We start from the raw sequence: 10719 nt of genomic DNA on the forward strand, positions 1-10719 counted from the left end.
TCCCCCGGGACCGCGCGTCCCGCGCCACGAGCCCGGTCGGCCCCGCACCCCCCGCTTCGGCGGGGCCGACCGCCCCTTCCCCCACCTCGCTCCGCACGAACAAAGGTGTGAGTCATGAGCGCGTTCCACTGGTTGAACGAGCAGTTCGACTTCTTCGGCCTCCCCGTCTACTGGTCCGACTTCCTGGGCAACATCCTGGCGCTCGCCACCGTCTGGCTCGCCCTGCGGCGTTCGCTGGTGGCCTGGCCGGTGCAGATCCTCGGCTCGGTGCTGCTGCTGGTCGCCAGCCTGAACGTGCACCTCGGCGGCAACGCCGCCCGGCAGATCGTCATCATCGTCTCGGCCTCCTGGGGCTGGGCGACCTGGAAGCGCAGCCGCGAGCAGGAAGGCACCATCAACGTCCGCTGGGCGTCGTGGCGGGAACGCGCCGTGCTGGCGGCCGCGATGGTGGCGGGGACGGCCGCGTTCGGCGCGGTGCTGAAGGGGACGGACGCCTCGTTCTACCCCGGGGCGCCGTGGTGGATGGTCCTCGCGGACGCCTGGATCTTCGTCGGCTCGATCCTCGCCATGTACAGCCAGGCCCGCCGCTACGTGGAGTTCTGGTTCGTCTGGCTGGCCGTCGACCTGGTGGGCGTGCCGCTCGCGGTCCACTCCGAGCTGTACTTCTCCGGCATCGTCTACGGGATCTTCTTCGTGATGGTGGTGCTCGGCATCCGCGACTGGGCGTCCCGCAGCGGGCCGCAGGAGATCGCCTCGCCGCTGGAGCCCGCCGTCCTGGTCGAGGGCCGGGACGAAGGCCGCGCGGGTGAAGGCGCCGACTCCCAGGTCACCAAGACCAACTGATGGTTCGTCATGAACCTGTACGCGACTGCCCGGCCCGGGTCGCACCTCGCGGGGTGCGACCCGGGCCGGGCAGTCGGAGGTCAGGCGCCGGCGGAGGCCAGGCGGGCGTGGCGGCGGGCGGTCGCCTCGGCCGGGTCCAGGACCGGGACGGCGGCCAACAGGCCCTTGGTGTAGGCGTGCTGGGGGGAGTCGTACACCGTGTCGGCGTCGCCCTGTTCCACGATCCGCCCGGCCCGCATCACCGCGACCCGGTCGCTCACCTGCCGGACCACGGCGAGGTCGTGGGCGATGAAGACCAGCGCGAGGCCGAGGTCGCGCTGCAGCTCGCCCAGCAGCTCGACCACCTGGGCCTGGGTGGTGACGTCCAGCGCGGAGACCGGTTCGTCGCAGACGATCAGCCGCGGTCGGGGCGCCAGTGCGCGGGCGATGCCGACCCGCTGCCGCTGCCCGCCGGAGAACTCGTGCGGGTAGCGGTGGTACCAGTCGGCGTCGAGCCCCACGCGTTCGAGGAGTTCGCCGACCTGGCCGCGGATGCGGCGCTCGTCGCTCTCCCCGGCGATGCGCAGCGGGTCGGCGACGGACTCGCCGATGCTGCGGCGCGGGTTGAGCGAGGACACCGGGTCCTGGAAGACCATCTGCAACTCCCGCCGGATCGGGCGCAGTTCCTTCTCCCCGAGCGCTCCGATGTCCCGGCCGCGGTAGTGCAGCCGGCCGCCGGTCGGCTCCAGCAGCCGGACGAGCATCCGCCCGAGCGTGGTCTTCCCGGAACCGGACTCGCCGACCACGCCCAGCGTCTCGCCGGCCCGTACGGTGAGCGAGACGCCGTCCACGGCGGTCACCGGGCCGGTGCGCCGGGTGAGGCCGCCGCGGGTGGCGAACTCCCGGCGCAGGTCGACGGCTTCGAGCAGCACCTCGTCCCCGGCGGGCCCAGCCGGCTTGGCCGACCTGGCCGCCTCGGCCGGCTCGGCGGGCGCGTCGACCCGGGGCACCGCCGACAGCAGCGCGCGGGTGTACGGCTCGCGCGGAGCGCCCAGCACCTCGGCGACCGGCCCGTGCTCCACGGCCCGGCCGTCCTTCATCACCAGCACCCGGTCGACGCTCCCGGCGACCACGCCCAGGTCGTGGGTGACCAGGACCAGCCCGGCCCCGGTCTCGGCCCGCAACTCGTGCAGCAGGTCGAGGATCTGGGCCTGGACGGTGACGTCCAGCGCGGTCGTCGGCTCGTCGGCGACCAGCAGCCGCGGCTCGCAGGCCAGGGCCATCGCGATCAGCACCCGCTGGCGCATGCCGCCGCTGAACTCGTGCGGACGCGACCGCGAGCGCCGAGCCGCGTCGGCGATGCCCACGCGGTCGAGCACCTCGACGGCCCGGGCCCGGGCGGCCCGGCGGGAGACGTCCCGGTGCACCCGAACGACCTCGGCGATCTGGTCGCCCACCGCGTAGTACGGGTCGAGGGCGGAGAGCGGGTCCTGGAACACCATGGCGGCCAACCCGCCGCGCAGGCGCCGGAGTTCGTCGCCCTCGGCGGTGACGGCGTCGACCCCGGCGACCCGCACCGAGCCGCCGATCCGGGCGCCGGTGCCGCGGTGCAGGCCGAGCAGCCCGTAGGCGACGGTGCTCTTGCCGGAGCCGGACTCGCCGACGATGCCGAGCGCCTGCCCGGCCTCCAGGGTGAAGCCCACGCCGTCGACGGCGCGGACGTGGCCGTCGCCGACCGGGAAGTCGACGACCAGGTCCCGGACGTCGACCAGGGCCTCGCCCCGGGCTTCGGCGGCCAGGGGTTCGGGGCCCCGGGGCTCGGGGCCCCGGGGCTCGGGGCCCCGGGGCTCGGGGCTCAGGGTTCCGGCGCTCACGTCAGGACCACCCTTCGGTCGGTCACCGCGTAGAGCACGTCCGCGATGACGTTGGCGAGGACCACGAAGAACCCGGTGACGAGGGTGAGGCCGACGACGGTCGGCAGGTCGATCAGGCCGACCGAGGTGACCAGCAGCTTGCCGAGCCCCGGGAGGCCGAAGAGCGACTCGGTCAGCACGGCGGACCCGAACATCGTCCCGAGGTCGATGGCGGTCAGCGCGATCACCGGGGTGAGCGCGCCGCGCAGCGCGTGCCTGGTCACCAGGTGCCGCTCGCTGACGCCGTACGCCCGGAAGGTCCGGATGTGGTCGTCGGCGAGGGTCTCCAGCATGGAGGAGCGGGTCAGCCGGGCGTACTTCGCGGACTCGATGAGCGCGAGCGAGACCCAGGGCAGCAGCAGTCCCCAGAACCACTGCTGCGGGTCCTCGGTGAGGGGCACGTAGCTCGGGAACGGCAGCCACTGGAGCTGGGCGCACAGGACGATGAGCAGCACCAGGCCGATGACGAAGACCGGGATGGAGCTGCCGGCCAGCGTCAGCGCGGTCAGCAGCCGCTCGCTGAGCCGGCCCCGGCGCAGCGCGGAGACCAGCCCGGTGCCGACCCCGAGGACCAGCCAGAGCACCATCGCGCCGAGCGCCAGCGAGGCCGTCACCGGGAGCCGGGCGGTGATCATGTCGGTGACCTGTTCACCGCTGCGGTAGGAGATGCCCAGGCAGGGCGCCTGGCAGTGCAGCAGGCCCGTCCCGGCGCTGAAGTCGCGGCCGGCGACGACGCCCTGGAGGAAGTGGGCGTACTGGAGGTAGACGGGCGCGTCGAGGCCCAGTCGTTCGCGCACCTGGGCGACCTGGGCAGGGCTGCACTTCTCGCCGCAGGCGAGCTGGGCCGGGTCGCCGGGGGCGATGTAGAAGACCGCGTAGACGACCAGGGAGAGGACGAGCAGGACGCCGAGCATGCCGACGGCCTTGCGGAGCAGGAAGCGGGTCATGCGGTGGCCTCCTCGGAGCGGCCCCGGCCCGCGCTCGACGGACCGGCGTTCGACGGACCGGCACCCGAGGGGCCGGCCTTCGACGGACCGGAGCCGCCGCGCGCCGTACCGACCCGCAGCCGGGAGGCCGCACGGGGGTCGAGCTCGGTGCGGACGGCGTCGCCGAGCACGGTGAAGGCGAGCACGGTGGTGAACAGCAGCGCGGAGGGGAGCAGCACGTACATCGGGTCCGCGCGGAACCAGGTGGTCGCCCCGGAGAGCATCTGGCCCCACGAGGAGGTCGGCGGCTTGACGCCCACCCCGAGGAAGGACAGCCCGGCCTCGGCGACCACGTTGGACGGCAGCAGCACCGCCGCGTAGGTGATGACCGGCGCGGCCAGGGACGGCAGCAGCTCCCGGCGGGCGATCCGCCACCGGGTGGCGCCGGCGAGCCGGGCCGCGGCCACGTAGTCGAGCTGCCGGAGGCTGAGCGTCTGCGCCCGGACCACCCGTGCGGTGCCGGCCCAGCCCAGCAGCCCGATGACCAGGGTCAGCAGCAGCGGGCGGGGGAAGCCGGGGGGCACGACCGCCATCAGCGAGATGGCGAAGACCAGCGTGGGCAGCGCGAGCATCACCTCGGTGGTGTTGCCGATCAGCTGGTCGAGCCACCGGTTGCCGAGGCCCGCGGCGAGGCCGAGCAGGACGCCGATCGCGACCTGGACGAGGGTGGCGCCGACGGCGACGAGCAGCGAGATCCGGGCGCCGTGCACCAGTCGGGCGAACACGTCCCGTCCGGTGCCGGGTTCGACGCCGAGCCAGTGCTCGGCGCTGACGCCGCCGAAGGAGCCGGTGGGCACCCCGCCGGCCGCCGAGTCGAGCAGGTCGTTGTGGTAGCCGGTGGGGTCCTGGCCCTCGATCGCGCTGAGCAGCGGTGCCGCCGCGGCGATCAGGACGAGCAGGACGATGACGAGGCCGGCGGTGAGGGCGGCGCGCCGCGCGAGCAGCCGCCGCCACACCTGTGGTCCCCCGGCGGCCGGGGAGGCCGCGGGGGCCTCCCCGGCTCGGGGTTGCTGTGGAGCCATGGTTGTCCGATCGATCCGTCCGGTCCCGTCCGCTACTTGACCGCGACCTGGGAGATGTCGAGGACGCCGGTCCAGTCGCTGATGACGATGTTGCGGACGTCCTTGCCGGACAGCCGCTTGTAGACGGGGTGGAACAGCGGGACGGTGAGGGCCTGGTCGCCGATCCGCTTGTCCAGGGCGCCCCAGCGCTTGGCGGCCTCGGCGTGGTCGGTGATCTTGTTGATCTGGTCGATCTCGTCGTTCACCGAAGGGTCGTCCAGCTGCGCGGAGTTGAAGTTGTAGCCGTCGGTGACGATCTGTCGGCCGTCGAAGATCGGGGCCAGGAACGGGCCGCCGGACGGCCAGTCGGCGCCCCAGCCGGAGAGGAAGAGGCCGGGCTCGGTGCCGACGGTGTGGATCGTCTTGGAGTACCGGGTGGAGTCCAGGGCCTCCAGCTGGACGGTGATCCCGGCGGCCTTCAGGCCGTCCTGGACGGCGGCGGCCAGGTCCGGGCCGTAGCCCTTGCCGGTGGCGCTGGAGTGGGTGAGCGTGATGGTCAGGCCGTCCGGGTAACCGGCCTCCTTCAGCAGCTCCCTGGCCTTCGCCGGGTTGCCCGTGGCACCGGCCGGGAACGGGTCGTACGGCGTGTACCCGAAGGTCTCCTGGGCGGGCAGGTAGGTGGTGGCGGCCTCGGCGAGCGAGGAGCCGCCGGCCGCGTTGACGACCGAGGTGCGGTTGATCGCGTAGGCGACGGCCTGCCGGACCTTGGGGTCGTCGAAGGGCTTGACCTTCGGGTTGAACGCCAGGTAGTTGACGTAGCCGAAGTGGCCGGTGCCGACGCGCGCGGCGAGCGACTTGTCGTCCTTCACCTGGGCGAGCTCGGAGGGGCCGAGGTTGGTGTCGGTGGTGACGGCGGCCGCGTCGGCGCCGGTGCCGGCGGAGAGCCGCTGGTTGATCACCGCCGGGTCGAGCCCGGACTGCACGTCGATGGTGTCCGGGTACGCCTTGCGCTGGTCGTCCGTCGCCGCCGACCAGTTGGGGTTGCGCTTGAGGACGAGGTGGGCGCCGTCGTTCTCGTTCTTGACGACCTGGTAGGGGCCGGAGGAGACGGGGTGCTCCTGGTACTTCGTCCCGGTGTCCTTGGCCTTCGGGACGGGGGCGAACTGCGTCTGGGTGGCGAGGTACGGGAAGTCGCCCTCGGGCTTGTTGAGGCGGAAGACGATGGTCTTCTCGTCCGGCGTCTCGATGGCGTCCAGACCGCGCGCGTCCTTGTACGGGCCCTGGTAGTCCGCGGCGCCGACCAGCCAGTCCCTCAGGAACGGTGCGCCGCCCGAGAGTTCGGGGGCGAATGACCTTTCGATGCCGTACTTGATATCGGCCGTGGTGATCGGCGAACCGTCCTCGAACGTCAGGCCGTCCTTGAGGTGGTACGTCCACACCGTCGCGCCCTCCGAGGGGGTGCCGGTGTCGGTGGCGAGGTCCGGGACGACCTTGGTGCCGGCCGCGCCGTCGGCCCGGTTGCGGGTGGTGAGGGTGCGGAAGACCAGGGAGGGGACGTTGCCGCCGCCGGAGGTGTAGAGCCGCGCGGGGTCGAACTGGTCCTGCGGGTTCTGGTTGAGGACGGTGAGGGTGCCGCCCTGCTGCGGCGCGGCGTCCTTGCCGGAGCCTCCACCGCCGTCGGCCTTCGGTCCGCACGCCGCCAGCCCGACGACCAGTGCGACGGTGACGGTCGCCGTGGCGAGGCGGCGAGGGGTGAAGGTGGTGGTTCGAGACATCGGAAAGGGGGCCTTTCGCTACCGATGGTGTACGGAGGAAGGCGGGCGACAGTGAGGCCTGGGGAAAGTGAGCGGCACCGCGCCCGCAGCAGGGGGCGACGCCCCGACGCGGCGATCACCGCTAAACGCGTCGGGACAGGGCGGATTCAGCGACAGAGATTGTCGGAAACGCAGTGCGCGGCCACGCCGATCAGCGCCAGCTCGATGGCGGCGCACGTGATCGGGTGACGGTCAGACATGCCGAGAAGAATGTATGACGATAAGGAGGATGTCAAAAAGCCCGACCACCATTCGGACAACACGTGAACACCGTGAACACCGGGGGCACCGGGAACACCACGAACACCGCGAACACCGGGAATGTCCGCGACGTATCGGTGGGATGGCCGATGTGCGCGGGTGGGGGGCGTAGCCGGTTCCCATTTCGCCGTCGACGCCCCCACCCGGGCCCGCGGCCCTCGGCTCGAGGACGCCGACGGCCCTGCCGCGCCCGCCGCCGCGCCCCGGCCGATCAGATCTCGGAGCGGGCGGTGGCCGTCAGCGGGGCGAAGGTCTGGCGGAGGTCGACGACGGTGGTCGGGCCCTTCACCCAGGCGAGCGGGGCGTGGTGCACCCGGACCCCGGCCGGCTCCTGGAGCAGCGCCTCCCCGGCCGCGTTCCGCGGCCACTCCACCGACCCGGTGGCGGTGCGGGCGGGGACCAGCCAGTAGTCCCCCCGGGTGTAGGCGCCGCCCGGCCGGAAGTACACCTGGACGCCGTCCTCCAGGTCGAGCCAGGCGCCCTCCGCGAGCTGCAGGGCGCCGCCGGCCAGGGGCAGGGCGTCCCGGCCGCGGGCCTCCCGGTGGTCCCAGCGGCGCAGGAAGGGGTGGAGCTCGGACAGCCGCCCGACCCCCGGGGCCGGCTCGGCGGACAGCCGCACCCGGCGGCCCGGCAGGTCGATCTCCTCCACCTGGAGCAGGTTCGCCGCCTCGTCCCGGCTGACGTACGCGCTGTCCGCGACCTCGACCCGGTCGCCCACCGAGAGGCCGAGCTTGTCGTCGTCGCCCAGCGTGTCCAGGGCGACCCAGACGCCCTCGACCGAGGCGATCGGGAGGACGACCGAGCCGTTCTCCCGGGACCACTTGAAGGTGGCGCCGCCCTCGGCCGAACCGCCGTGGTGGACCTCCACCCGGTACAGCTGGTTCTCCGGGCCCCGGTAGTCGGCCTCGGGGTGCGCCAGGCACGGGTCCTCGCCGGCCCGCTCCGGCCGCCGGGCCCGCGCGGCCAGCCAGGAGGAGGGCCGCTCGCGGGGCGCGGCCCAGGCGTCGAAGGCCTCCAGCACCCGGGACGGACCGCCGTCCGGCACGTTCAACTCCGAGGCGGGAAGGGCCAGTACCTGCCAGACGACCTTGGCCCGGGCCGCCGTGTCGGGCATCGCCGCGCCGAGCGCGACCTCGCGGATCTCCGGGTCCTCCACGGCGGTGACACTGCGCTCCCAGACCTTCAGGTAGACCAGGAACGGGAACGCGTCGGGCAGCCGGTCGCCGGGGCGCTCCTGGTCCCGGTAGGCGTCCGGCTGGTCCCAGTACGTCCAGCCGGCGGGCGCCTCCCGGGCCTCGGCGCCCCAGACGCCGTCGTCGGGCACGGCGGTGCCTGGCCCCGGCCGGTCGGCCTCGCACAGGACGCCGTCCACGTAGTACCGGCCGCCGCCGATGGCGAGGTCGTCCAGGTCGTGGTTGCCCGGCAGGTAGCCGATCGCGAACCCGGCCGCGCCGGCGGGCCCGCCGCGCCGGCCGATCAGGTCGGTGGCGAGCGTGCGCAGCTGGTAGCGCTCGATCGCGGCCTGCTCGTTGGCGTCGGCGTCGAGCTGGACCCGGCCCTGCTGGGTCAGCACCGCGGAGTAGTGCCTGCCGGGCCGGAAGGTCAGGCGCGAGAAGTCTGCGTGCACGGGGTCCCTCTCACAGTCAACGGTCTTCAGTCGGTTGGGAGTCGGTCAGGGTCGGTCAGGTGGCGAAGAAGAGGCCGGCGTCGGTGCCGGCCGGGGTGTACTCGGCCAGCCGCGCCCGCAGGTTGTCCTCGCGCTGGGGCTGGAACAGGTCGTGGAAGGCGCCCAGTTCGGAGCGGTCCTCGGCGCCGCGGGTGATCTCCGGCGCGCAACCGGCGGCCGGCCGGCCGTAGCCGGGCGTGCCGTACCGGAGGCTGGTGAAGAGCGGGCGCACCCGCTGCGCCTCGGTCTCGCGCAGCCGCTCGGCCCGCGCCTGGTCCAGCTCGCCGCGCTCGACCAGCTCGGTCACCGCCGAGCGCACCCGGTCGGGCTGGCACTCGTACCGGCGGGGGGTGCGCGAGCCCAGGGGCACGTAGCAGAACCGCAGGCAGCCGAGCGAGCGGCGGGCCACCCGCATCCGGCCGGTGAAGACGCTGTCCTCGGCGATCCGCACCGCGTGGGTGTGCACCTCGCCGACCACCGTGGAGCGGTGCGCGTGCAGCACCGCGTAGGCGTGCTCGCAGTCGGGCCCGGAGAGCGCCGGGCGGTCCGGCCCGGTGGCGTCCAGGATGCTGTCGGCCAGGTGGATCTCCAGCGGGTCGTCGTCCACCTCGTCGCCGACGACCTGGATCGTGCCCAGGATGCTGCGCTCGATCCGCACGCAGGCCGTGGTGTGGTCCAGCACCAGGCTGGGCTCCTGCGGCGCGTGCGGTTCGCAGTGCGGCTCCAGGGACCAGCCCGGCACCAGGGTGCAGTGCCGCAGGGTGACGGAGGCGAGCGGCCCGGTGACGTTGACCCCGCGACCGGTGACCAGCAGGCCGTCCAGGACGAGCCGCCCGCCCGCGCAGGTGCCCCGGACGTTGAGCGCGTCCGGCCGGTTGCTGTACCAGTCGAGCAGCCGGATCACCGGCCGGGTGCCCTCGGCGGCGCGCAGTTCGAGCCGGTCGTCGGCCTCCAGGTCGAAGTCCAACTGCTCCTGGTAGGCGCCGCTGTGGGTGATCTCGATGACGGCGGAGCCGCCCGCGGTGCCGTCCCGCTGGTCGGCGCGCCACTGCTCGTACGCGTCGTTGATCCGCTCGAACGGCCGGCCGGGGCCGACCTGGTAGAGCGTCCGGTGCCGGGCCTCCGGGCGGTCGCGCGGGTACTCGCCGCCGCCGGTGTCGTCGCCGAACGCGTAGTGGTAGTCGACCCAGACGCCGCGGCGCGGGGCGGAGCGGGCGCCGAAGGCGATCCGGCCGAGCAGCGGGTCGACGGCGACCTGGCCGCGCTTGGGCCGGTACGTCCAGTCGGTCAGGTCGGCCACCACGATCTCGGCGGGCGGGACGGGCTCCTGGGAGCCGTCGCGCCAGATGGCGAAGCTCTTGCCGGGCCCGTAGTAGTCGGCCGTGCGCTCGGCCAGCTGCCGGCGCCGGATCGGGGCCGGCACGGTGTCGGCCGTCGCGGGGTGCGCGCCGGACGGCCCCGGCTCGGGCCGGGTGACCAGCGGGGCGTCGTTGCCGAGGACGGAGAAGGTGAAGAGGTTCCTGGCCCGGTCGACGCAGTAGGCCGGCGCCCGGGTCACCGGATACGGCTTCAGCCGCCACACGTACAGGGCGACGCCGGCCGGCGTGTAGCCGCCCTGGCGGCGCGGCGAGGCGGCCCGGCGGACGTCGACGGTGTGCGCCTGGCCGTCGAAGGGCCCGCCGAGCAGGTCCAGCGCCGCGCCGCGCCGGACGTCGACCAGCCGGCCCCGGCCCAGCCGCTGCCGGTCGGCCGGCTCCTCGTCCGGGCGCAGCAGCCGCACCGGCTGGGTGCCGGCGAGCAGCCGGGACAGCTCCACGGCGCGGGCCGGCCAGTCGGCGACCGAGGCGGACAGCTCCTCCAGCAGGGCGAGGGTGCCCTTGCGGCGGCGGTTGGCGACCGTGTTCGCCACGTCCCGGCGGGGCGCCAGCCGGGCGGCGAGCCGGTCGCGGGCCGCGATCCGCTCCGCGGAGGCCTCGCCGTGCAGGCCGGTGGCGAGCACCTCCTCGTAGCCGGGCAGGATCCGGTAGCCGACCAGGTCGCCGAGGTAGGCGACGGCCCAGTCGGCGGCGGTCTCCACGAACCAGTCCCGGTAGCCCTGGTCGACGCCGCCGCGGACGACGTCCACCTGTTCGGCGATGACGGCCAGCAGGGCGCGCAGCGGCTCGCCCGCGTCGGCGTCCCGCAGCCGGTGCCACTGGGGCAGCAGCTCCAGCAGCCCGTCCGGGTCCCTGGTCATGCCCACCTCCGATGGATGCG

8 protein-coding genes are annotated in these 10719 nt (G+C 74.0%); 1 reads left to right on the forward strand and 7 read right to left on the reverse strand.

The annotated features are described in order from the left end of the window. Positions 1-114 precede the first annotated feature (114 nt). Complete coding sequence (locus ACWDD9_RS33815) at positions 115-843, forward strand: nicotinamide mononucleotide transporter family protein (protein WP_449813715.1); 729 nt, start codon at positions 115-117, stop codon at positions 841-843. Between the two features lie 80 nt (positions 844-923). On the opposite strand, the gene ACWDD9_RS33820 is transcribed toward ACWDD9_RS33815, so the two are convergent. From ACWDD9_RS33820 to ACWDD9_RS33850, 7 genes are all read right to left on the reverse strand, one after another. Beyond that, positions 924-2621, reverse strand: a complete 1698-nt coding sequence (locus tag ACWDD9_RS33820) for an ABC transporter ATP-binding protein (RefSeq protein WP_449813736.1) — start codon at positions 2619-2621, stop codon at positions 924-926. Positions 2622-2692: 71 nt separating this feature from the next. After that, positions 2693-3682, reverse strand: coding sequence for an ABC transporter permease (locus ACWDD9_RS33825; protein WP_049651523.1), 990 nt, complete (start codon positions 3680-3682; stop codon positions 2693-2695). Then, positions 3679-4743, reverse strand: a complete 1065-nt coding sequence (locus tag ACWDD9_RS33830; protein ID WP_449813716.1) for an ABC transporter permease — start codon at positions 4741-4743, stop codon at positions 3679-3681. Before ACWDD9_RS33830 ends, ACWDD9_RS33825 begins: the two co-directional genes overlap by 4 nt. A gap of 32 nt (positions 4744-4775) precedes the next feature. After that, positions 4776-6497, reverse strand: a complete 1722-nt coding sequence (locus tag ACWDD9_RS33835) for an ABC transporter substrate-binding protein (RefSeq protein ID WP_117486741.1) — start codon at positions 6495-6497, stop codon at positions 4776-4778. A gap of 146 nt (positions 6498-6643) precedes the next feature. Continuing rightward, positions 6644-6736 (reverse strand): Ms4533A family Cys-rich leader peptide, encoded by a 93-nt coding sequence (locus ACWDD9_RS33840; RefSeq protein ID WP_310593099.1) that lies wholly within the window; start codon positions 6734-6736, stop codon positions 6644-6646. Positions 6737-7008: 272 nt separating this feature from the next. Continuing rightward, positions 7009-8424, reverse strand: coding sequence for a DUF6519 domain-containing protein (locus ACWDD9_RS33845; protein ID WP_449813717.1), 1416 nt, complete (start codon positions 8422-8424; stop codon positions 7009-7011). Between the two features lie 55 nt (positions 8425-8479). Continuing rightward, the gene (locus ACWDD9_RS33850; RefSeq protein WP_449813718.1) at positions 8480-10699 is read right to left on the reverse strand and encodes a hypothetical protein; all 2220 of its coding nucleotides are present in this window, start codon (positions 10697-10699) and stop codon (positions 8480-8482) included. Positions 10700-10719 lie beyond the last annotated feature (20 nt).

Source organism: Kitasatospora sp. NPDC001119 (genome assembly GCF_053598475.1).

Bases quoted from the DNA above. Each gene is read 5' to 3' on its own strand.
- ACWDD9_RS33815 (WP_449813715.1), top strand. From the start codon at position 115: ATGAGCGCGTTCCACTGGTTGAACGAGCAGTTCGACTTCTTCGGCCTC.
- ACWDD9_RS33825 (WP_049651523.1), bottom strand. From the start codon at position 3,682: ATGACCCGCTTCCTGCTCCGCAAGGCCGTCGGCATGCTCGGCGTCCTG.
- ACWDD9_RS33830 (WP_449813716.1), bottom strand. From the start codon at position 4,743: ATGGCTCCACAGCAACCCCGAGCCGGGGAGGCCCCCGCGGCCTCCCCG.
- ACWDD9_RS33835 (WP_117486741.1), bottom strand. From the start codon at position 6,497: ATGTCTCGAACCACCACCTTCACCCCTCGCCGCCTCGCCACGGCGACC.
- ACWDD9_RS33840 (WP_310593099.1), bottom strand. From the start codon at position 6,736: ATGTCTGACCGTCACCCGATCACGTGCGCCGCCATCGAGCTGGCGCTG.
- ACWDD9_RS33850 (WP_449813718.1), bottom strand. From the start codon at position 10,699: ATGACCAGGGACCCGGACGGGCTGCTGGAGCTGCTGCCCCAGTGGCAC.